Here is a 21,203-nt window from a genome sequence, read left to right as displayed (position 1 = left end):
ATGATCGAATTTCTCTTCGACTATGAAACGCTGCGCGTGATCTGGTGGATACTGCTCGGCGTGCTTTTGATCGGCTTCGCGGCGACCGATGGGTTCGACATGGGCGTCGGCGCGCTGCTGCCCTTCGTCGCCAAGACGGACGCCGAGCGGCGCGTGGCGATCAACACCATCGGCCCGGTCTGGGAAGGCAACCAGGTGTGGTTCATCCTCGGCGGCGGCGCCATCTTCGCGGCATGGCCGGCGCTCTATGCGATGAGCTTTTCCGGCTTCTACCTCGCCATGTTCCTGGTGCTCCTGGCGCTGATCATGCGCCCGGTGGCCTTCAAATACCGCTCGAAGCGGCCGGATCCGGCCTGGCGCACGCGCTGGGACTGGGCGCTGTTCGTCGGCGGCGCCGTGCCGGCGCTGATCTTCGGCGTCGCGGTCGGCAACACCTTGCAAGGCGTCCCGTTCCACTTCACGCCGGACCTTCGCCCGATCTATGAGGGCAGCCTTTTCGGACTGCTCAATCCGCTGGCGCTCTATTGCGGCCTGGTGTCGCTCGCCATGCTGGTGACGCACGGTGCGGCCTGGCTAACGTTCAAGGCGGAAGGCACGGTCGCCAAGCGCGCTGGCTTGATCGGAGCAAGGGCCGCGATCGCCACAGCGGTGCTCTTTGCCGGCGGCGGCGTGCTGGTCTGGCTCGGCCTGCTCGGCGGCTACCGCGTCACGTCGCCGATCGTCTGGGACGGCCCGTCCAATCCGCTGGTCAAGACGGTGGTGGCCGACGGCGGCGCCTGGCTGGCGAATTTCCATGCCCATCCGCTGCTCTGGATCGTGCCCGCGCTCGGCGTCGCAGCACCTTTGCTTGCCGCGGTCGGCTTCCGGGCGCGGCTCGAAGGATGGACCTTCATCGCCTCGAAGCTCGGCGTGGTGACGATCATCGCAACGGTGGGGCTGGCCATGTTCCCGATCCTGTTGCCGTCGAGCAGCAATCCCGGCCATTCGCTTGCGGTCTTCGACGCTTCGTCGAGCCGCGCCACGCTGCGCAACATGCTGATCGCCACGGTGATCTTCATGCCGCTGGTCCTTGCCTACACCGCCTGGGTCTACAGCGTGCTGTGGGGTAAGGTCGGCGAGAAGAGCGTCGAAAAAGCGGGCTCGTCGGCCTACTGATCCAACCGGAGTTTCTGACCATGTGGTATTTTTCCTGGATTCTCGGCCTCGGACTGGCCGCCTCCGTCGGTATCCTCAATGCGCTCTGGTATGAGCTGCGCACCGTCCGCGAAGAACCCGCCGAGGACACCGTCGCCCTGCCCACGCCTTGAGGCGGGGCGCGACGGAGGAGCGATCATGACGGGCGCAAAGTCGGAACCGTTCCACAGCCCGGCGGATATGAGGCGGGCGCATGTACAGAAGCTCGCGCTCTGTCACATACTGGAAGGCATCGCCGACGATCTGCCGTCGCGCGTCGACCGGCTCCAATGCCTCGCCGTGGCGGCCGACCTGTTGCCGCTGCTGCGTGAGTGCCACCGCTTCGAGGAAGAGGTTGTCTTCCCAGCCTTTGCGCGACGAACCGGCGAGGAAGACACCATCGCGCGACTGAAGCTCGAGCATCTGGAGGATGAAAGCGCGGCGGCGGATCTCAGCGAGGTGCTGCTGGCCTACGGCCACGGGCGGCTGATCGAAAATCCGGAGGCGTTCGGCTACATGCTGCGCGCTTTTTTCGAATCGATGCGTCGCCACATCGCCTTCGAGCACGACCATGTGCTGCCCGAGGTTCTCCGCGATCAATAAAGGACGCGTGGTTCAATCACCGGCCCGCGCGGCGAGGCGCCCGATGTCGTCGACGATAACGTGGCGATTGTTCTCGATGCGGACGACGTTCTCGCCCCGCAGGCGGGTGATCTGCCGGCTCACCGTCTCGATGGTGAGGCCAAGGAAATCCGCGATCTCCGCACGCGACAGCGGCAGGTCGAAAGCGGCGCCGCGACGCTCCGGTCCGGCGGCTGGATCGATGTTGCGCACGATCATCAAAAGGAAGCTTGCGATCTTCTCGGAGGCCGTCTTGCGGCCGAGCGCCACCATCCAGTCGCGCGCCTGATCGAGCTCGCGCAGCTTCTGTTCGAGCAGGCGATGCTCGAGATTCGGCTGCTCCTTCATCATGCGTTCCAGCGCATGGCGCGGGAACGAACACAATTCGACGTCGGTCGCGGCCTCGGCGGTGAGCGTGCTCTCGCTCTGGAAAGGCCTGCCGAGGAAATCGGGAGCGAATTGCAGGCCGACGATCTGCTGGCGGCCGTCGGAAAGCGTCTTGGTCAGCTTCACGACGCCCGAAAGCACGTTCGAGAAGCGCTCGACGCTTCTGGAATCGCCCATCAGTTCCTTGCCGGCCTCGGCGTTGTGCCGCTTCGTCGACCTGGCAAGGGCGACAAGCTGCTCAGAGTTGAGCGCGCCGCATATGCCGCGATGCCGCGCCTCGCATGAAGCGCAGACCACCGGGACGCCTGCCGTGTGAATATCTTCGCGCACGATGGAACATCTATAGTGTTCCCGCCCTTCAGCGGCAACGCAGGCCGGGACGCGATAGCGTCGCAGCCCATGCCGCGAGGATCGGATGGAAACCATTCCCGTCGACCACCGCATTGCACAATTGCGGTCCGCCTGCACAATAGGCGCATGTCCGCCGGTTCGTTAGCCATCCTTGTTATTGACGAGAACCGCATCCGCGCTTCGATCATCGAGGCCGGGTTGCGCGATGCTAGCCATCACCATGTCACGGTCATCCATGACGTGGCCGGGATTGCCCGGCGCATCGCCGAGATCGAGCCGGATGTCATCGTCATCGATCTGGAAAATCCCAACCGCGACATGCTGGAGAACATGTTCCAGTTGTCGCGCGCGGTGAAGCGGCCGATCGCCATGTTCGTCGACCGCTCCGACCAGGCTTCGATCGAGGCGGCGGTCGATGCCGGCGTGTCCGCCTATGTCGTTGACGGGTTGAAGAAGGAACGCATCAAGCCGATCCTCGACATGGCGATCAGCCGCTTTAATGCCTTCTCGCGCATGGCGCGCGAACTGGAGGAGGCGCGCAGCGAGCTGGAGAACCGCAAGGTCATCGACCGGGCCAAGGGCATATTGATGAAGTCGCGCGGTTTGAGCGAGGAGGCGGCCTACACGCTCCTGCGCAAGACCGCCATGAACCAGAACCGCAAGATCGCCGAGATCGCCCAGAGCCTGGTGACGGCGGCGGGATTGCTGGGGGAGGGCGAATGAGCATGGCGCACGAAATCACCGCCGGCTTCATGCCGCTCTTCGACAGCGCGGTCTTGGTCGCGGCCGCCGAGATGGGCTTTGCCGCCCGCGAAGGCATCGAGCTCAAGCTGCAGCGCGAGACCTCCTGGGCCAATATCCGCGACCGCATCGCCATCGGTCATTTCGACGTCGCGCATATGCTGGGGCCGATGCCGCTCGCCTGCAGCCTCGGCCTCACCCCGCTTGCCTCGGATACCATCGTGCCGTTCTCGCTAGGACTCGGCGGCAATTGCGTCACCGTCTCCAACGCCGTTTGGGATGGCATGGCGGCCCATGGCGCCGTGGCCGACCTCGGTCCAGCGCGTGCCGGGGCCACCCTCGGCGCGTTTGTGCGCGAGCGGTCGGCTGCCGGCCGCGAGCCGCTGCGTTTTGCGGTCGTGCATCCGCATTCGGGGCACAATTACGAACTGCGCTATTGGCTCGCCGCCTGTGGCATCGATGCTGACCGCGACATCGAGATCGTCATCGTGCCGCCGCCCTTCATGGCTGATGCGCTCTCCGCCGGCCGCATCGACGGCTATTGCGTCGGCGAGCCGTGGAACAGCGCTGCCGTCGCCGCCGGCATCGGCCGCATCGTCACCGTCAAGGCGCTGCTCTGGCGCAACAGCCCGGAAAAGGTGCTGGGGGTGCGCAAGGCCTTGGCCGAGGAGAACCCGGATGCGCTGGCGGCGCTGCTGAGAGCGCTGCATCATTCTGCCCTCTGGTGCCAGGATCCGGCGAACCGCGGCGAGCTGGCCGCCCTGATGGCGAGGCCCGATTTTCTCGGCCAGTCGGAGGCGATGCAGCTGCCGGCGCTCACCGGACGTCTTCAGCTCGGCGGCGGCGTAGAACGGAGCGTCGAGGATTTCTTCCTGCCCTTCGACAAGGCGGCCAACTTTCCCTGGAAGAGCCACGCGCTGTGGTTCTACACGCAGATGGTGCGCTGGGGGCAGTTGCCGCACACGCCACAAAACCTCGCCATCGCCCGTGACTGCTACCGGCCCGACCTTTATCGATCGGCGCTGAAGCCGCTTGGCGTGGCGCTGCCGGGCGCCAATGCCAAGGTCGAGGGCGCGCTGAAGGTTGCTACGCCGGTCGGCTCGGCGGGGGCGAGCCTCGTGCTCGGCCCGGACGGATTCTTCGACGGCCAAATCTTCGATCCCGACCGCATCGACGCCTACATTGCTGGCCAGAAACGCGCCTGATCATTTGCGCGTCAATCTTGTGCATTGCACAAAATTTATGCGACCTGTCTATGCTGTTGATCAATGTTTGACCGCGCCGCCGCTTGGCGTGGTTGCATGTCGATTCTGCTATCGCTTTGATTTTGATTGAAGTTCAGATTTCTCGCAAAACTGGCACGCTTCGTGCTTTGAAATAACCGAGCCCCTCGTGGGCAATAGAACAGGCGTCCAATGGCGGGCGCCACAGGCAAAGCTGCCGCTCAGGTCACCACGCGATCCCGGATGTACGGACGCGAGAGGGCCTGGACGGCAGCTTTTTTCGTTTTGGACCGGAGACGACGATGAGGAGACGGATCGGACCTTTGCTCAAGGATTTCACCCGCCGCGATTTCCTGGCGAGCAGCATCCTGACGGCGGTGCTGTTCGCTGCCGCGCTGCTTCTGTTTCCCGCCAGTCACGAGACCGAGGGCAAGGGGCCGCAAGTAACCGCGCAAGTCCCGCCTCGCTGACCAACTTCAACACCACACGCGGCGCTTTCCACGCCGCAAACCGGAGCCGATCATGACCGCAAACCTCCCAGCCGCGCCCAGCCAGGACAGTAGCTCCCGGCAAGCGCTCGTCATGTCAACCATCGCCTTCACCGTCTGCTTCGCGGTGTGGACGATCTTTTCCATCATCGGCGTGCGCATCAAGCAGGAGCTTGGGCTGAGCGAGACCGAATTCGGCCTGCTGGTCGGCACGCCGATCCTCACCGGGTCGCTGGTGCGCATGGTGCTCGGCGTCTGGACCGACCGCTTTGGCGGGCGCCTGGTCTACACCCTGACCATGCTTGCCGCCGCGGTCGCGACCTTCCTGCTTGCCTTCGCGCACAGCTACGGGCAGATGCTGGTCGCAGCACTTGGTGTTGGGCTCGCCGGTGGCTCCTTCGCCGTCGGGGTCGCCTATGTCTCGCGTTTCTTCCCTGCCGGCAAACAAGGCACGGCGCTCGGCATTTTCGGCGTCGGCAATGTCGGCGCCGCGGTCACCAAGTTCCTGGCGCCGCTCGTGCTGCTTGCCTGGGGCTGGCAGTCGGTGGCGCTGATCTGGACCGCGGCGCTCGTTGTCATGGCCATCGTCTTCTGGTTCACCACCAACGACGATCCTGTCATCCGCGAGCGCCGCGCCGGCAAAGCGGCACCGGCGAGGAGCTTCTGGCAGGAATTCGCGCCGCTGAAGAACCTGCAGGTCTGGCGCTTCGCCTTCTACTATTTCTTCGCCTTCGGCGCGTTCGTGGCACTGTCGCTCTGGCTGCCGCGCTACCTGATCGGTGTTTACGGTTTCGGCATCGCCACCGCCGGCATGATCGGCGCCGCCTATTCGATCCCCGCAAGCATCTTCCGCGCCTATGGCGGCGTGCTTTCCGACCGCGTCGGCGCCCGCACCGTGCTCTACTGGACCTTCAGCGTCTCTGCCGTCGCGACGCTCGTTCTGTCTCTCCCCTCGGCAGATTACGTCGTGCGCGGCATCAGCGGGCCGATCCAGTTCCACTTCGAGATCGGCCCGCTCGCCTTCATCGCCGTCGCCTGTGTGCTCGGCTTCTTCATGAGCCTCGGCAAGGCCGCCGTCTACAAGCACATCCCGGCCTATTATCCGCAGAGCGTCGGCGCGGTCGGCGGCGTCGTCGGCATGATCGGCGGCCTCGGCGGTTTCATCCTGCCGATCGCCTTCGGCGCGCTGAACGACCTCACCGGCGTCCGGTCGAGCTGCTTCATGCTGCTCTTCCTCCTCGTCGTCTCCTGCCTGGTCTGGATGCACTTCAGCATCCGACGGATGGAGCGCGCGGCCGCGCTGAAGACGTCGTCTCTTTCCTACGCCGCCGAATAAACCCGGAGCCCGACATGAGCGAAAAACTCGTCATCATCGGCAATGGGATGGCGCCGGGCAGGATGCTGGAGCACCTGCTGGAAGCTGCCCCCGACCGCTACGCTGTCACCATCTTCAACGCCGAGCCGCGCGTGAACTACGACCGCATCATGCTGTCGCCCGTGCTGTCGGGCGAGAAGGCGTTCGAGGAAATCGTCATCCATGGCGACGGCTGGTACATCAAGCACGGCATCACCCTCTACAAGGGCCACCGGATCGTCGCCATCGATCGGGAGGCAAAGACCGTCACTTCCGACCACGGCGTGACCGAGAGCTACGACCGGCTGGTCATCGCCACCGGCTCGGTGCCCTTCATCATCCCGGTGCCGGGCAAGGACCTGCCCGGCGTGCTCACCTATCGCGATCTCGACGACGTCAACGCCATGCTGCTTGCGGCGCAGTCGCGCGCCAAGGCGGTGGTCATCGGCGGCGGCCTGCTTGGGCTCGAAGCCGCGGCTGGTCTGAAAGAGCGCGGCATGGACGTCACCGTGCTCCATGTCATGCCGACGCTGATGGAACGCCAGCTCGACCCGGCCGCCGGCTATCTGCTGCAGAAGGCCGTCGAGGCGCGCGGCATCAAGGTCATGACCAAGGCCAACACCAAGGCGATTGTCGGCAATGGCAAGGTCGAGGGCGTCGAGCTCATGGACGGCACGATCATCCCGGCGACGCTGGTGGTGATGGCGGTCGGCGTCCGCCCGAGCATCGCACTCGCCAAGGACGCCGGGCTCGATGTCAATCGCGGCATCGTCGTCGACGACCGCATGCGGACCTCCGATCCGGCGATCATGGCGCTCGGCGAATGTGCCGAAGTTGGCGGCCATGTCTACGGGCTGGTCGCGCCTCTCTATGAGATGGCGCGCGTCGCGGCCGCCGGGCTGGCGAATGGCGAGGACAGGCGCTTCGTTCACTCCGACACGCCGACCAAGCTCAAGGTCACCGGCATCGACCTGTATTCGCTGGGCGACTTCGCCGACGGCGAGGATCGCGAGGAGATCATCCTGCGCGACGCTTCGGCCGGCATCTACAAGCGCGTCGTGCTGCAGGACAACCGCATCATCGGCACCGTGCTGTTCGGCGAGACGGCGGACGGCGCCTGGTTTAACGACCTCAAGAAGAAGGCGACCGACATTTCCGAGATGCGCGATACGCTGATCTTCGGCCAGGCATTTCAAGGAGGCGTTTCCTCGGACCCTTTGGCGGCCGTTGCGGCACTGGCGAATGATGCGGAAATCTGCGGCTGCAACGGCGTCTGCAAGGGCAAGATAACCGGCGCGATCACCGGCAAGGGCCTGACCGGGCTCGACGACGTGCGCGCCCACACCAAGGCTTCGGCCTCGTGCGGCTCGTGCACGGGCCTCGTCGAGCAACTGCTGAAGCTCACGCTCGGCGAAGCCTACAATCCTGCGGCTGTGCAGCCGATGTGCGGCTGCACGAGCCTCGGCCATGACGATGTGCGGCGGCTGATCAAGGCGAAGGGGCTGAAGACGATCCCCGCCGTCATGCAGGAGCTCGAATGGAAGACCTCCTGCGGCTGCGCCAAATGCCGGCCGGCGTTGAACTACTATCTGGTCTGCGACCGGCCGGACCAATATGCCGACGACTATCAGTCCCGCTTCATCAACGAGCGCGTGCACGCCAACATCCAGAAGGACGGCACTTATTCAGTGGTGCCGCGCATGTGGGGCGGAGTGACCAGCGCCGGCGAGTTGCGTGCCATCGCCGACGTGGTCGACAAGTTCGATATCCCGATGGTCAAAGTCACCGGCGGCCAGCGCATCGACATGCTGGGCATCCGCAAGGAGGACCTGCCGGCGGTTTGGGCCGATCTCGGCAAGGCCGGCTTCGTCTCCGGCCATGCCTATGCCAAGGGCCTGCGCACGGTGAAGACCTGCGTCGGCACCGACTGGTGCCGCTTCGGCACGCAGGATTCGACCGGGCTCGGCATCCGCATCGAGAAGTTCATGTGGGGGTCCTGGACACCGGCCAAGGTGAAGATGGCGGTGTCGGGATGCCCGCGCAACTGCGCGGAGGCGACCTGCAAGGATGTCGGCGTGGTGTGCGTCGACTCTGGCTACGAGATCCATTTCGCGGGCGCTGCCGGCCTCGACATCAAGGGCACCGAGGTGCTGGGTCTCGTGAAGACCGAGGATGAGGCGCTGGAGGTGATCGTCGCGCTCGTGCAGATGTATCGCGAGCAGGCCCGCTATCTCGAGCGCATCTACAAATGGGCCAAGCGCATCGGCACCGCCGAGATCAAAAAACAGATCCTGGACGACGCCGGGAAGCGCAAAGCCTATTACGAGCGCTTCGTCTTCAGCCAGAAATTCGCGCAGGTCGATCCCTGGTCGGAGCGTGTCTCCGGCAAGGACAAGCATGAGTTCCGGCCACTTGCCACCGTCAACTTTGCGGAAGCGGCTGAATAATGGAGATGCTTGCGCCAGGCACCCCCCTCTGGCCTGCCGGCCATCTCCCCCGTAAGGGGGGAGATCAGCTGTCATCCCGGCCTTCGCTCATCTCCAACGCTGCAGAATTGGGCGAAGCGCCCAAGCTGCCAATCTCCCCCCTTGCGGGGGAGATGTCCGGCAGGACAGAGGGGGGTGCCTGGGCGCCTTCCTATCAGCCAAAGACGAGGACGGCTGCATGAACTGGATCGCTATCGGTACCATCGCCGACATCCCGCTGCGCGGCGCGCGCTGCGTCGAAACCCCGCAAGGCAAGATCGCGGTGTTCCGCACGGCGGCTAACCAGGTCTTCGCCATCGACGACCATTGTCCGCACAAGGGCGGGCCGCTCAGCCAGGGCATCGTCCACGGCGCGGCGGTGACCTGCCCGCTGCACAATTGGGTGATCTCGCTGGAGAGTGGCAAGGCGCTTGGCGCGGACGAAGGCTCGGTCAGGACTATCCCGGTCAGGGTCGAGGGCGAGCGGCTGTTCATCGCGCTCGAAGCGCTGGCCTCGAAAGCGGCCTGAGGCATGGAGGAAGCGCGCGAGGTGAGGACCACCTGCCCCTATTGCGGGGTGGGCTGCGGCGTGCTGGCCGAGGTCGCCGCGGACGGCACGACAACCGTCCGCGGCGACCTCGAGCATCCGGCCAATTTCGGCAAGCTCTGTTCGAAGGGGACGGCGCTCGGCGAGACGCTCGGCCTGGAAGGCCGACTGCTTCGGCCGGAGATCGGGGGCAGACAAGCCGGTTGGGATGAAGCGCTCGACCTTGTCGCTGGAAAATTCTCGCGGGCGATTGCCGAGCATGGACCTGACTCGGTCGCCTTCTACGTTTCGGGCCAGTTGCTCACCGAAGACTATTATGTCGCCAACAAGCTGATGAAGGGTTTCATCGGCTCGGCCAACATCGACACTAATTCGCGGCTCTGCATGGCATCGTCCGTCGCCGGTCATCGCCGCGCCTTCGGCGAGGACATCGTTCCCGGAGTCTATGAGGATTTCGAGCAAGCCGATCTCGTCGTGCTCACCGGCTCCAACACCGCATGGTGCCATCCGGTCCTTTATCAGCGCATGCTTGCCGCGCGCAGGGAGCGTGGGACGAAGATCGTCGTCATCGATCCTCGCCGCACCGCGACCGCCGACGAATGCGACCTGCATCTGGCGCTCGATCCGGGCACCGATGTGCTGCTGTTCAACGGGCTGCTCGCGCATCTCGCGCAAGCTGGAAAGATCGATACCAGGTTCATCCGCGACCATACCTCCGGCTTCGATGCCGCGGCCGCGCTGGCCGGCGCCGACGCGCCGTCGATCGCGCGGGTCGCGAAGGGGTGCGGATTGGCGGCTGCCGATGTCCAGGAATTCTACGACCTCTTCGCCGGAACCGAACGGACCGTCAGCGTCTACAGCCAGGGCGTCAACCAGTCGGCGCACGGGACCGACAAGGTCAACGCCATCATCAACTGCCATCTCGCCACAGGCCGCATCGGCAAGCCCGGCATGGGGCCGTTCTCGGTCACCGGGCAGCCGAACGCCATGGGCGGCCGCGAGGTGGGAGGTCTCGCCAACCAGCTCGCCGCGCATATGGACTTCGCGGACGAGGCCAACATCGATCGTGTGTCGCGCTTCTGGAACGCGCCCAACATCGCGCGGCGCGGCGGTCTGAAGGCCGTGGATATGTTCCAGGCGGTCGCCGACGGCCGCATCAAGTCGCTGTGGGTGATGGGCACCAATCCCGCGGTCTCCATGCCGGATGCTTCGCGCGTGCGCGCCGCTCTGTCCAAATGCGATTTCGTCGTCGCCTCGGATGTGGCTAGAACGGACACCACCCGCTATGCCGATGTGCTGCTGCCGGCTGCCGCCTGGGGCGAGAAGGACGGCACGGTCACCAATTCCGAACGGCGCCTCTCGCGCCAACGCGCCTTCCTGCTGCCGCCGGGCAAAACGAGAGCCGACTGGCGCATCATCTGCGAGGTCGCCGCACGTATGGGCTTTGGCGATGCCTTCGCTTACCAGTCGCCAGCCGACATCTTCCGCGAGCATGTGGCGCTCTCGGCCTTCGAGAATGATGGCGAGCGTCTGTTCGACCTTGGCGAACTGACTGGCCTCAGCGACACGGACTACGATACCTTTGTACCGCGGCACTGGCCCGCTTCGGACCGGCGCGAGCAGCAGACAAGATTGCTCGGCGATGGCCGCTTCCCGACGCCTGACGGTCGCGCCCGCTTCGTGCCGGTGCGGCAGGAGGCAACGGCCTTCACCGTCGACGCCGACTATCCGCTTGCCCTGAACACAGGCCGGCTGCGCGACCAGTGGCACACCATGACACGCACCGGGAACGTGCCGCGCCTGATGGCGAACGCGCCGGAGCCTGCAGTCGATCTCCATCCGGCGGATGCGGCCGCGCGCCACCTCAAGGATGGCGACCTCGCCCATCTTTCGACCCGCTTCGGCTTCGTCCGTGCGAGGGTGCGGGTGTCGGAAGCACAACGGCGCGGCCAGGCGTTCCTGCCCATGCATTGGAGCGGGCATTTCGCGGCCAAGGCTTCCGCCGGCCTGCTGTCATCGCCGGTCACCGATCCGCATTCCGGCCAGCCGGAGCTGAAGCATGTTCCGGTCCGGATCGTGCGGGAAGAGACCGGCTGGGCCGGCGTGCTCATCACCCGCCGCGATCTCAGGCCGACGGGCTTTGTCCACTGGAGCCGGCATGCGGTCGAGGGCGGCTGGGTCTACGAGCTGACCGGAACCGAGCCGCCGGACCAGGGCATTCTCCTGGCGCGCAAGCTACTCGGCGTTCAGCGGCGGGATCAGCTGCTCGAATACACCGATCGCCGCGGGCTCGCCTATCGCGCGGCGGCCATCGACGATGGCGGCGCCATGGCCGAGGCTCTGCTGGTCGCCGCTCCGGACCAGTTGCCGGCGCGCGACTGGCTGGTGTCGCTACTCGCCGCCCGCCAGAAGCTGTCGACGGCCGATCGCCACGCGCTTCTATCCGGGCGCTCGCCCGTGCCGATGCCGGCCATCGGCCGGGTCGTGTGCGCCTGCTTCCACATAGGCGCCAACCAGCTCGCGTCGGCGGTTGCCGCCGGGTGCGACAGTCTCGAAGCGATAGGCTCGACGCTGCGCGCCGGCACCAATTGCGGCTCATGCCGCTCGGAGATCCGGGCGATCATCGATGCTCGCCAGGTGCAGGCTGCGGAGTGAGCCGTTCGATCGGTTCTACCGGTCCTCGACGATCCGCAGATACGCCGCCGTCACGAACAGCACGATGAAGCCGAACAGGATGCGGCGGCCGCCTTCGGGCATCTGCAGGATGGTGAGCAGCGTCGTCAGCACGGTCAGGATCAGCGCGCCGATTATGGTGCCCATGTAGCCGCCGCGTCCGCCGAAGATCGAGGTGCCGCCGATAACGGCGGCAGCCACCGATGGCAGCACCAGTGGCTCGGCCAGCGACAGCGATGGCGCCTTGATCAGGCCGATATAAAGCAGGCCGGTGATGCCGGCGAGCAGGCTGGAGAGGACGTAGAGCGCCGTGATCACCTGCCAGTAGCGGACGCCGGACAGGCGCGCGGCGCGTTCATTGTCGCCGACGGCATAGAGGAGGCGGCCGAAGCCGGTGCGGTTCAGCATGAAGACGATCAGGACAGCCACCGGCACGAACAGGAGAAGCGCGTTGGGAAAACCGTAGGTCAGGCCGGTGCCCAGCCAGTTGAGGAAATCCGGAATCTTGGCGCCGGAGGCGATGACCGTGCGCTGGTAGACCTGCAGGAAGCCGGTGCCGATCAGGCTGGTGCCGAGCGTCATGATCAGCGGATGCACCCGAAACACGCCGACGCCGATGCCGTTGACGAAGCCGATCAGCACGGCCGGCAGCATGGCGAGCAGGAAAGCCACCGTGGGATCCTGGTTGACGATCTGGGTGGCCATGATGAAGGCGCTCATCGTCGCCACCGTGCCGACGGACAAGTCGATGCCGCCGGTAAGCATCGTCATGGTCTGGCAGCCGGCGAGGATCGCGAGCGGGATGGCGAATTTCGCCGTGTTGGCGAGCCAGCGCTCGTTGACGATGCCAGGGCGCAGGATCTGCAGGATCACCACGAGAATGATCAAAAGGATGATCAGCGGGATGAGCGGCCGGTCCGCCATGAAACGCTTGAGGCGGCGGCCGAACGAGACTGGCTGGGGCATGGTTGCGATGTCGGTCATGGCGTTGCTCCCACCGGGCGGCCACGGATGGTGATGAAGGCGCCGAACATCACGACCGCAACCATGATCAGGCCTTCGATGATCGCGGTGACGTTCGGATCGATGGCCAGAAGCGTCAGGTCGGTGCGCACCAGCCGCAGCACGAAGACGGCGATGATCGGCCCGAGCAGTCCGCCCTTGCCGCCGCCGAGCGCGACGCCGCCCAGCACCACCGCCGCGACGCTGGCGAGCAGATAAGGCCCGGGGATCGGCGCGCCGATGCCGGTGCTGATGGTGAGCGACAGGCCGCCCATTGCGGCGAACAGGCCGGAGAGCGCATAGGCGATGATCCTGGTGCGCGCCACCGGCACGCCGCTGCGAAAGGCGGCGAGCTCGTTGCTGCCGATGGCGTAGATGGAGAGGCCGAGGCGTGAGCGCCTGAGCGGAATCCAGATGATGAACAGGCAGACGACGAGCAGCACCAGCGCCTTCGGCACCCAGGCGTCGGCCCAGTCCGGCAAGCCGGGGACAGGCACGGTGCCGATGACGCTTGCCTTCAGCCATTCGGCCGCGGCGCCGCCGGGTGCACCGAGCACGAGCAGTGCCGCTCCCTGCAACACGAACAGCGTCGCAAGCGTGACCACGATGTCCGGCACGCGGGTGACGACGATGAGGACGCCGTTCAGCGCGCCGAGCACCAGGCCCATGGCCAGCACGAAAGGCACGACGAACAGCGCGTATTCCTCGCTGGCGCCGTTCATCATCGAGGCTGCGGTCACGCTGGTCAGTGCCATCATGGCGGCAACGGTGAGATCAATGCCGCCGGCGATGACGACGACGGTCTGGGCGGCGACGGCGAACGCGTAAGGCAGGACCGCCCGCGCCAGCGAGCCGAAGTCGCCGCTGCCATAGCCCGGCTGGATCAGCTTGGTGATGACGAAGAGGAAGATCAGCAAGGCGAGCAGGCCGGCGACCCAACCCTGGTTACGGAAGAAGCGGCTCATGACGCGGCCTCCGCGTCGGAGGCGGGCCTGACGTCGGCAAGGATGCCGACATCGGCCCTGGCGCCGCGCGGCAGGCCGTAAGCGGCGCGCATCAGCGTCGGCTCGTCGGCGTCCTCGACCGGGAAGGTATCGACGACACGGCCGCCGAAGATGACGATGACGCGGTCGCAGACACGCTGCACCTCCTCCATCTCGGATGTGTAGAACAGCACCGACTTGCCCTGGCCGGCGAGTTCGCGCAGCAGCTTATAGATCTCCTGCTTGGTGCCGACATCGATGCCACGCGTCGGGTCGAAGCAAAGGATGGTGCGCGCGTTGGCCGCGATCCAGCGGGCGATGGTCACTTTCTGCTGGTTGCCGCCGGAAAGCCGCTGCACCTCGCCTAGCACGCGGGTGTCGATCTGCAATCTGCCGATCACGCCGGAGACGACCACCTGCTCGCGCCGCATGCGGATCGGTCCCCATTTGCGCAGCCCGGCGCTGAAGGGCAGCGCGATGTTCTCGCGCACCGAGCGCTGCATGGCCAAAGCCTCGGTGCGGTCGCCAGGTACATAGGCGATGCCGGCCTGAACGGCATCGCTCGGATGCGAGAATTTCGCCGGTGCGCCATCGACCTCGATGGTGCCGCCAGTCGGGCGGATCGAGCCGGCAAGCGCTGCGAAAAGCTCGTCCTGGCCCTGGCCCTCGAGCGCAAACACGCCGACGACTTCACCATTGGCAAGATCGAAGGAGACGTCATTGAGCTTGGTGCCGAGCTGCAGGTTGCGGACCGACAGGCGAGGGTTTCTGCCGCCGACAGTGCCGACATCATTTGCCGAGCGCGCCGCGACGCGTGTCTTTTCGATGCGGGTGCCGAGCATCATCTCGACTATTCTTTCCTCGATGCCCGGTTCGATGTCGACGACACCGACCGTCGAGCCATCACGCAGGACGGTAGCACGGTCGCAGAGCGCGGAGATCTCGACGAAACGGTGCGAGATGAAGATGACTGAGCGGCCGGCGTCGCCCTGGCGGCGCACGACTTCAAGCACCTTCTCGGCGAGGTTCGCGGGAAGTGCGGCAGTCATCTCGTCGAGCAGGAGCACGTCGGGTTCGACGGCGAGCGCGCGCGCCAGGTCGAGCACGCGCAGGATGGCCAGAGGGATGTCGCGCGCGGTGTCGCGGATGTCGAGGTTCGGAATGCCGAGCTCGCGCACCCAGGCGCGGAACGGCTCGATCGGCGTGCCGGTCAGCCGCAGGTTGGACAAGACATCGAGATCGGGGATCAGCGAAGGTTCCTGGTAGACCGGCAGCAGGCCGGCGCGGCGGGCGTCGGCGGGCGAACGGACATCGAGCTGCTTGCCCCGGATCAGGATGCGGCCGGCGTCGGCGTTGATCGCACCAGTCAGGATCTTCACCAGCGTCGACTTGCCGGCGCCGTTGGCGCCCATCAGCGCATGGACCTCGCCCGGCAATACGGACAGCGAAGCGTTGCGCAGCGCTGCAACCGCACCGTAGTTTTTCGCGACGCCGGTGGCGTCGAGGAGAGGGTTGGTGGTCAAAGCGTTCTCGATTTAAAGGCTCAAACTATGCGCGCCAGATCAAATGGCAAGGACGCCAGACCTTGGTCCAGCGTCCTCACGTTTCGGTTCATGTCAGGCGCTTATTCGCCCGGGCCCTTGCAGGCGACGATCTGGTCCTTGGTGTAGGTGGTCCACTCCGGGATAGAGATCGAGACCGGCCATTCGGGGCTCAGCGACGGATCGGCGGCTGACTTCAGCTTGGCCTTGCCTGCGTCGGTGGCGTTTTCCCAGAGTTCCGGATTGACCAGAACCGTCTGCTGCGCCGGCTTCTTGCCGTCGAGGATCTGCAAGGCGAGCGTGACGCCGGCGCCGCCGATCGAGCCGGGATTGGTGACGGCAGCGCCGACCAGACCCTTGACCGTGTTCAGCTGGCCGACGAAACCGGCATTGTCGGCGCCGACGACCGGCACCATGGGCGCCTGCTGCTCGACCAGCGCATCGACGATGACGTTGTCGATGCCGGAGGTCCAGATGCCGTTGATCGGCGTGCCGGTGGCGAGGAAGGAGAGGATCTGTTGCTTGGCCTGGTCCTGCTGCCAGCCGGTGAAGACTTCCTGCGCGACCTTCACGTCAGGGAATTCGGCCAGCGCCTTCTTGAAGCCCTTGTCGCGATCGCTGTCGGCCGAGGCGCCGGCGGCGCCGCGCATGTAGAACACCTCGCCCTTGCCGCCCATCTGCTGGAACAGCCACTTGGCGCCGAGATAGGCATATTGTTCTTGGTTGTTGGAAATGATGTAGGCGGAGGGCTCGGTCACCGCCTGGTCGACGGCAACGACGACGATGCCGGCCTTGGTCGCTTCCTCGAGGCCTGCCTTGATGCCGGCCGGATCGGCCGGGTTGACGACGATGGCGTTGACCTTGGCGCTGATTAGGTTGCGGATGTCCTCGAGCTGGCCGGCGGCGTCGGTGTTGCGGTGGGCGATGTTGAGCTTCGCCACCTCGCCGGAAGCGAGCGCCTGCGCCTTCATTGCGCAGATCATCTCCTCGCGCCAGCCATTGCCCTGCACGGTGTTGGAAATGCCGATGGTGTACTTGCCGGCGGCGGCCGAGGCGCCCACCGAGGCAAGCAAGGCGGCGCCGGCAAGAAGCGAGGCCACGGTCAGATGTCTCTTCATGTCAGTACTCCTCCACATTGATCTTTCAGTTCAGTTCCAGGGTGCCGATGCGACCGGCGCCAAGCTTTTCGTCATTTGATGAAGGGATGCAGCACGTCGCGGGCAAGCAGGAAACCGCGCCTGACCTTTTCATCCGTCCCCTCGAAGCGCCGGTCCTCATGCTCGATGATGACCGGCCCGTCATATCCGGCCCGGTAGAGGCCCGAAAAAATCCTGCTCCAATCGATGTCCCCAAGCCCCGGCATGCGCGGCACCTGCCAGCCTATGCCAGCCGAAAGGATTCCGCGCTCGTACAAACCATCATGATCAATCATCAGGTCCTTGGCATGCACATGCAGCATGCTTGCGCCGAACTCGCGGATGAAGCGCTCCTTGTCTATCATCTGCCAGACGAGATGCGAGGGGTCGAAATTCATGCCGACATCGCCGCCCCAGGCTTCGAGGATGCGGCGCCAGACATAAGGCGAGTAGGCGATGTTGTGCCCACCCGGCCATTCGTCATAGCTGAAGATCATCGGGCAGTTCTCGAAGGCGAGTTTTACACCGTGCTCGCGGGCGTGGGCGATGATAGCCGGCCAGACCTTTTGCGCGTCCTCCCAGTTGGCGTCGACATGCTTCGAGGCGTCGCCGCCGCAAAAGGTGTTGACCAGCGAGACCCCCATGCGGCCCGCCAGCACGATCACCTTCTTCAGGTGGTCGACCACCGCTTCGCGATGCGCCTGGTCGGGATGAAGCGGATTGGGGTAGAAGCCGAGACCGGAAATGGTCAGGCCCTTGCCGGCAAGCTCGGCGGCGATGTCCTTGGCTTCAGCAGCTGAGATGTCCACGTCGATATGGCTGGTGCCGGCATAGCGCCGGCTGGCGCCGGAAGTCTTCGGCCAGCATGCGATTTCCAGCGCCTCGAAACCGGCCGAGCGCGCCCAGTCGGCGACCTCGCCGAGAGCAGTATCCGGAAATGGTGCCGTGAGCAGTCCAAGTTTCATGATGCCTCCCAATAGCAAACTATGCAGATCGAGCCGGCTGCTTCAACGGCGCATCTGTTGGCCCAGAACAGACTTGTTTGACAAAGCCCATCGGATCATTCGAGAGCAGTCCGTCGAGATTGGCGACGATATGCGCGCGGAACGTGGCGTTGGCGGCCAAGGACGGCTCGAAGATGGCATCGATTGCCAGGATCGCGTCGGCGAGCAGTTTGCTGTTCGAACCGATGCGGTCGGCGATTGCCGCAATTTTTTCGGCAAAGGGGTCCGACACCTGCCAGGCGCGGCCGAACCGCGTCGAAGCCTTGATCAGATACGCCATCCAGCCGCCCACGGGGACCGCAAGGAGCTCGATGCTCCCGCCCTTCGCCAGGCGGTCGCGGATCGGGTTCAGCAGGCGCTGCACGATCTTCTGCGAGCCGTCGGTGGCGATCTGGTGGTTGCGATGGCGGATCGCTGTGTTGGCGAGCCGCGACAGGCACTGTTCGACATAGGCCGCCGGCGTGATGCCGGGTACAGGCATCAGTGTCGGCAGCGTCTCTTCCGTCAGCATGCGGCGCACGAAATCCGCCAGCAGCGGATTTGCGATAGCATCCGATGTGTGCTCGAAACCGCCCAAAACGCCGAGATAGCTGAGCGTCGTCTGGGCGCCGTTCAGCACCCGCATCTTGAGATGCTCGAATGGCGTGACGTCATCGACGAAGCTCGCGCCGACAAGCTCCCAGCGCGGCACGCGACCGGCGAAGCGGTTCTCGATCACCCATTGGCGGAAGCGCTCGCTGACGACGACGGCGGCGTCGCGGTAGCCGAAGCGCTGCTCGACCGTGTCGATATCGGCCCCGGTCGTTGCCGGCGCGATGCGGTCGACCATGGCCGAGGGGAAGGCGACATTGGCATCGATCCAGTCCGCAAGCTTCCGGCCGCGCCGCTCGGCGAAAGCACGCACGACGTTGCTAAGGATGGTGCCGTTGGTTGGGATGTTGTCGCAGGAGAGCAGCGTTACCGGCCTGCCATGCGAGACCATGCGGAGTTCCAGCGCCCTGGCCAGAATGCCGGGCACGCTGCGCGGCGCCTCCGGATTGGCGAGGTCGTGGACGATATCGGGGTGGTCGAGGTCGAGCGCACCGCTCGACGGGATGTGGCAATAGCCCTTCTCGGTCACCGTCATGGTGACCATCTCGATGTCGGGGAAGGCGAGCACGTCCAGCGCCGGCGCGGCACTCTCTTGGCTGTCGACGACGCCAACGATGCTGCCGATAATGCGCGCTTCGACCTCGTCATTCTGGCGGATGAGCCGCGTGTAGAGACTGTCCTGCCGCCCCAGCATGTCGGCCAGCAGGGGAGGGCGGATGTTGATGCCGACCAGTCCCCAGCGGTCGAAATCCTTCGCCAGAAGATCGTCGGTGTATTCTGCCTGATGGCAGCGGTGAAAGGCGCCGACGCCGATATGGGCGATCCCGGGCTTGAGCGCGGCGCGATCGTAAGCCGGCTTGCGGACCTCGGACGGCAAGCGGCCGAGCAGGGAAGAGGCGAGGCTTTCGGACCCGCTCACCGGTTGGCACCGATCACAGCCTGTTCCTGGTCGATCACGGCACCGGTCATCGGGCCGGCAGCATCGGACAGCAGGAAGACGGCAAGGTTGGCAATGTCGTTGACCGAAAGCAGGCGACCGAAAGGCTGGGCGGCGTTAGCGGCGTCGAGCCAGCCGGGGCCGTGGCCGAGCGTTTCAGATTGCATGATCCGTTCGGCCGGGGTGTCGGTCCAGCCGACATTGATGCCGTTGACGCGGATGCGGTCGAAGCGGTGCGCATTGGCGGCGTTCTTGGTCAGTGTCGCCAGCGCGCCCTTGGTGGCGGAATAGACGGCAAGTTCCGGCGATCCGCAATGCGCGTTGATCGACAGGATGTTGACGATCGCGCCGCCCTGTCCACGTTTCTTCATGTCGGCGATCGCCGCCTGCATCAGGAAGAAGGGCGCGCGGGCGTTGACGCCAAACAGCGATGCCCAATCGTCGAGCGTGGCATCAACGAAGGAGGCGCGATCGGTCAAGCCGGCGGCGTTGACCAGGCCGTCGATACGGCCGAAGCGTTCGATGCAGGCCTTAGCCAACCGCGCCGGGGCTTCGGGATCGCCGAGGTCGGCGGCAGCGAAGACGGCGGCGGTGCCCATGGCCGACAGCTCGGCGGCGACCGCATCGCCGCGCTTTTGGTCCCGGCCAGTGATCAGCAGTCCGGCAGCGCCCGAGCGCGCAAGCGTCTCGGCGATCGCCCGGCCGATGCCTTGCGTCGCGCCGGTGACCAGCACCACCTTGCCGTCGAGACGAACCTCCATTCCTCCTCCCGGAACAAAGTTTCCATTTTTTCAAATATGGAACGATAGTTCCCTTTAGTCAATCGTGCTCGAGCGGTTCACCGTTTTCATGGAACCGGTGAACCGCTCTATCTCCTTGTCTTTCGCAATTCCGGACGGAAGGTTACGGCGAAGACGCCGAACTTAACCGCTCCACACTTTTCCTGGAAATTGCTCCTGTCAGCCTGTCCGCTGCGCGACGACGCCGTGGACCAAGGCCATACCGACCGCGAGCGAGGCGGCGAGCGAGCGGAAGCCGCCAAAATCCTGCTCGACCACTTCCAGCCAGGTGTCGGAGAGCTTCACCAGCGGCGAGAAGGTGCTGTCGGTAATCGTGACGATGCGGGCCTTGCGCTCATGCGCGACGGCGACGAGGTCGGGCGTGATCGAATTGTAGGGACTGAAGGAGACGGCGAGCACCGCGTCGCGCGGCGTGATGCAGCCGACCTGGTCGAGCGCGGTCGAGCCGACATTGTCGACCAGCACATTTCGCATGCCCTGTTGCGACAGCGTCAGCGACAGATAGGTGGTGACGGGAAAGGCACGCTTGCTGCCGATGACATAGATCAGATCGGCCGCCGCCAGATGGTCGATCATCGTCTCGAAGCTGTCGATGTCGAAATTATTGCCGATGCGGCCGAGCGAGGCCTGGCAGGCGCCGACCAGGCCGTTGAGGAAATGCAGGTGCGCGTTGGGTTCCGCCGCTTTTTCCGGACCGCCCTGGATTTCGGGCCAGGAGCCCTTCATGCGGTCCTTGAACAGGGCCTGGAAATCGGAAAAGCCGGAATAGCCGAAGATCTGCGCGAAGCGCACCAGGGTCGAGGGCTGCACGCCGGCCTGATCGGCCACCCGCGCGATCGTGCCCAGCGCCACCTCGCTCGGATGCTGCCAGAGGAAGATCGCGACCTGGCGAAGCCGCTTCGGGAAATGCACGGTTCCGGAAGAAAGCACCGCCCGCAATTCTTCGTAGGTTTGCGGCTTGGTGTAGCCAAGCGCCGCCAGCGAGCGGCTCTGCTTTCTCGCCGCCGCCTTTAGGCTGTGCGGAGATGGCTCGTCGGCCACTATGCGGCGGCCGCTCATGCGTCGTACCCAAAGACGGTTTGAAACACCCGAACCTCCCTCCGGACGCGACCCATCGGCCGGGCCACGAGAACGCTATCGCGGCACAAGAGTTTTACAAAATGAAAAATAGAAATATCATTCGAAA

General features: G+C 65.1%; 19 protein-coding genes. 10 read left to right on the top strand and 9 right to left on the bottom strand.

The genetic code is table 11. The annotated features are described in order from the left end of the window. The 3 genes from cydB to EN869_RS32805 are packed head-to-tail and all read left to right on the top strand — an operon-like array spanning position 1 to position 1,776. Positions 1 to 1,155 (top strand): cytochrome d ubiquinol oxidase subunit II, encoded by a 1,155-nt coding sequence (gene cydB, locus EN869_RS32815; RefSeq protein WP_127230695.1) that lies wholly within the window; start codon positions 1 to 3, stop codon positions 1,153 to 1,155. Positions 1,156 to 1,175: 20 nt separating this feature from the next. Continuing rightward, the gene (cydX, locus tag EN869_RS32810) at positions 1,176 to 1,307 is read left to right on the top strand and encodes a cytochrome bd-I oxidase subunit CydX (protein WP_127230694.1); all 132 of its coding nucleotides are present in this window, start codon (positions 1,176 to 1,178) and stop codon (positions 1,305 to 1,307) included. 25 nt (positions 1,308 to 1,332) lie between these two features. Beyond that, positions 1,333 to 1,776, top strand: coding sequence for a hemerythrin domain-containing protein (locus tag EN869_RS32805; RefSeq protein ID WP_245489355.1), 444 nt, complete (start codon positions 1,333 to 1,335; stop codon positions 1,774 to 1,776). A gap of 12 nt (positions 1,777 to 1,788) precedes the next feature. Here EN869_RS32805 and EN869_RS32800 read toward each other — a convergent pair whose 3' ends face one another. Continuing rightward, positions 1,789 to 2,511, bottom strand: a complete 723-nt coding sequence (locus EN869_RS32800; protein WP_348630813.1) for a Crp/Fnr family transcriptional regulator — start codon at positions 2,509 to 2,511, stop codon at positions 1,789 to 1,791. A gap of 147 nt (positions 2,512 to 2,658) precedes the next feature. Here EN869_RS32800 and EN869_RS32795 point away from each other — a divergent pair, with 147 nt between their 5' ends. From EN869_RS32795 to EN869_RS32765, 7 genes are all read left to right on the top strand, one after another. After that, a complete protein-coding gene (locus EN869_RS32795; protein WP_127230692.1) occupies positions 2,659 to 3,255 on the top strand; it encodes an ANTAR domain-containing response regulator in 597 nt (198 codons plus the stop codon). Then, on the top strand, positions 3,252 to 4,478 hold the full coding sequence (locus tag EN869_RS32790; RefSeq protein ID WP_127230691.1) for a CmpA/NrtA family ABC transporter substrate-binding protein: 1,227 nt from the start codon (positions 3,252 to 3,254) through the stop codon (positions 4,476 to 4,478). The genes EN869_RS32795 and EN869_RS32790 overlap by 4 nt, the downstream gene beginning before the upstream one ends. Before the next feature lie 320 nt (positions 4,479 to 4,798). After that, positions 4,799 to 4,966 carry a hypothetical protein gene (locus EN869_RS34690; RefSeq protein ID WP_167506937.1) on the top strand — a complete coding sequence of 56 codons (168 nt, stop codon included), beginning with the start codon at positions 4,799 to 4,801 and terminating at the stop codon, positions 4,964 to 4,966. A 52-nt stretch (positions 4,967 to 5,018) separates the two neighbouring features. Continuing rightward, a complete protein-coding gene (locus EN869_RS32785) occupies positions 5,019 to 6,320 on the top strand; it encodes a nitrate/nitrite transporter (RefSeq protein WP_127230690.1) in 1,302 nt (433 codons plus the stop codon). Between the two features lie 14 nt (positions 6,321 to 6,334). Next, positions 6,335 to 8,785, top strand: a complete 2,451-nt coding sequence (nirB, locus tag EN869_RS32780; RefSeq protein WP_127230689.1) for a nitrite reductase large subunit NirB — start codon at positions 6,335 to 6,337, stop codon at positions 8,783 to 8,785. A gap of 217 nt (positions 8,786 to 9,002) precedes the next feature. Continuing rightward, positions 9,003 to 9,332 carry a nitrite reductase small subunit NirD gene (nirD, locus tag EN869_RS32770; RefSeq protein WP_127230687.1) on the top strand — a complete coding sequence of 110 codons (330 nt, stop codon included), beginning with the start codon at positions 9,003 to 9,005 and terminating at the stop codon, positions 9,330 to 9,332. 3 nt (positions 9,333 to 9,335) lie between these two features. Further along, the gene (locus tag EN869_RS32765) at positions 9,336 to 12,005 is read left to right on the top strand and encodes a nitrate reductase (protein ID WP_127230686.1); all 2,670 of its coding nucleotides are present in this window, start codon (positions 9,336 to 9,338) and stop codon (positions 12,003 to 12,005) included. Between the two features lie 15 nt (positions 12,006 to 12,020). Here EN869_RS32765 and EN869_RS32760 read toward each other — a convergent pair whose 3' ends face one another. From EN869_RS32760 to EN869_RS32725, 8 genes are all read right to left on the bottom strand, one after another. Next, the gene (locus EN869_RS32760) at positions 12,021 to 13,007 is read right to left on the bottom strand and encodes an ABC transporter permease (RefSeq protein ID WP_127230685.1); all 987 of its coding nucleotides are present in this window, start codon (positions 13,005 to 13,007) and stop codon (positions 12,021 to 12,023) included. Further along, complete coding sequence (locus tag EN869_RS32755; RefSeq protein WP_127230684.1) at positions 13,004 to 13,990, bottom strand: ABC transporter permease; 987 nt, start codon at positions 13,988 to 13,990, stop codon at positions 13,004 to 13,006. The genes EN869_RS32760 and EN869_RS32755 overlap by 4 nt, the downstream gene beginning before the upstream one ends. Further along, positions 13,987 to 15,531 carry a sugar ABC transporter ATP-binding protein gene (locus tag EN869_RS32750; RefSeq protein WP_127230683.1) on the bottom strand — a complete coding sequence of 515 codons (1,545 nt, stop codon included), beginning with the start codon at positions 15,529 to 15,531 and terminating at the stop codon, positions 13,987 to 13,989. Before EN869_RS32750 ends, EN869_RS32755 begins: the two co-directional genes overlap by 4 nt. 101 nt (positions 15,532 to 15,632) lie before the next feature. After that, complete coding sequence (locus EN869_RS32745) at positions 15,633 to 16,667, bottom strand: ABC transporter substrate-binding protein (RefSeq protein WP_127230682.1); 1,035 nt, start codon at positions 16,665 to 16,667, stop codon at positions 15,633 to 15,635. A gap of 71 nt (positions 16,668 to 16,738) precedes the next feature. Continuing rightward, on the bottom strand, positions 16,739 to 17,650 hold the full coding sequence (locus tag EN869_RS32740; RefSeq protein ID WP_127230681.1) for a sugar phosphate isomerase/epimerase: 912 nt from the start codon (positions 17,648 to 17,650) through the stop codon (positions 16,739 to 16,741). Positions 17,651 to 17,669: 19 nt separating this feature from the next. Then, the gene (locus EN869_RS32735) at positions 17,670 to 19,199 is read right to left on the bottom strand and encodes a mannitol dehydrogenase family protein (RefSeq protein ID WP_245489354.1); all 1,530 of its coding nucleotides are present in this window, start codon (positions 19,197 to 19,199) and stop codon (positions 17,670 to 17,672) included. Further along, positions 19,196 to 19,978 carry an SDR family oxidoreductase gene (locus EN869_RS32730; RefSeq protein ID WP_127230680.1) on the bottom strand — a complete coding sequence of 261 codons (783 nt, stop codon included), beginning with the start codon at positions 19,976 to 19,978 and terminating at the stop codon, positions 19,196 to 19,198. Before EN869_RS32730 ends, EN869_RS32735 begins: the two co-directional genes overlap by 4 nt. Before the next feature lie 198 nt (positions 19,979 to 20,176). Beyond that, positions 20,177 to 21,076, bottom strand: a complete 900-nt coding sequence (locus EN869_RS32725) for a MurR/RpiR family transcriptional regulator (protein ID WP_127230679.1) — start codon at positions 21,074 to 21,076, stop codon at positions 20,177 to 20,179. Positions 21,077 to 21,203: the final 127 nt, after the last annotated feature.

Source organism: Mesorhizobium sp. M2D.F.Ca.ET.226.01.1.1 (genome assembly GCF_004022705.2).
In the GTDB taxonomy this organism is placed as follows: Bacteria; Pseudomonadota; Alphaproteobacteria; order Rhizobiales; family Rhizobiaceae; genus Mesorhizobium.
This window is presented reverse-complemented; position numbering and strand designations above follow the sequence as displayed.

Excerpts from the sequence above, each read along its gene's own strand:
- cydX (WP_127230694.1), top strand. The coding sequence starts at position 1,176 with ATGTGGTATTTTTCCTGGATTCTCGGCCTCGGACTGGCCGCCTCCGTC.
- EN869_RS32725 (WP_127230679.1), bottom strand. The coding sequence starts at position 21,076 with ATGAGCGGCCGCCGCATAGTGGCCGACGAGCCATCTCCGCACAGCCTA.
- EN869_RS34690 (WP_167506937.1), top strand. The coding sequence starts at position 4,799 with ATGAGGAGACGGATCGGACCTTTGCTCAAGGATTTCACCCGCCGCGAT.
- EN869_RS32745 (WP_127230682.1), bottom strand. The coding sequence starts at position 16,667 with ATGAAGAGACATCTGACCGTGGCCTCGCTTCTTGCCGGCGCCGCCTTG.
- EN869_RS32805 (WP_245489355.1), top strand. The coding sequence starts at position 1,333 with ATGACGGGCGCAAAGTCGGAACCGTTCCACAGCCCGGCGGATATGAGG.
- nirB (WP_127230689.1), top strand. The coding sequence starts at position 6,335 with ATGAGCGAAAAACTCGTCATCATCGGCAATGGGATGGCGCCGGGCAGG.
- nirD (WP_127230687.1), top strand. The coding sequence starts at position 9,003 with ATGAACTGGATCGCTATCGGTACCATCGCCGACATCCCGCTGCGCGGC.
- EN869_RS32730 (WP_127230680.1), bottom strand. The coding sequence starts at position 19,978 with ATGGAGGTTCGTCTCGACGGCAAGGTGGTGCTGGTCACCGGCGCGACG.
- cydB (WP_127230695.1), top strand. The coding sequence starts at position 1 with ATGATCGAATTTCTCTTCGACTATGAAACGCTGCGCGTGATCTGGTGG.
- EN869_RS32765 (WP_127230686.1), top strand. The coding sequence starts at position 9,336 with ATGGAGGAAGCGCGCGAGGTGAGGACCACCTGCCCCTATTGCGGGGTG.
- EN869_RS32790 (WP_127230691.1), top strand. The coding sequence starts at position 3,252 with ATGAGCATGGCGCACGAAATCACCGCCGGCTTCATGCCGCTCTTCGAC.
- EN869_RS32755 (WP_127230684.1), bottom strand. The coding sequence starts at position 13,990 with ATGAGCCGCTTCTTCCGTAACCAGGGTTGGGTCGCCGGCCTGCTCGCC.
- EN869_RS32740 (WP_127230681.1), bottom strand. The coding sequence starts at position 17,650 with ATGAAACTTGGACTGCTCACGGCACCATTTCCGGATACTGCTCTCGGC.
- EN869_RS32795 (WP_127230692.1), top strand. The coding sequence starts at position 2,659 with ATGTCCGCCGGTTCGTTAGCCATCCTTGTTATTGACGAGAACCGCATC.
- EN869_RS32760 (WP_127230685.1), bottom strand. The coding sequence starts at position 13,007 with ATGACCGACATCGCAACCATGCCCCAGCCAGTCTCGTTCGGCCGCCGC.
- EN869_RS32785 (WP_127230690.1), top strand. The coding sequence starts at position 5,019 with ATGACCGCAAACCTCCCAGCCGCGCCCAGCCAGGACAGTAGCTCCCGG.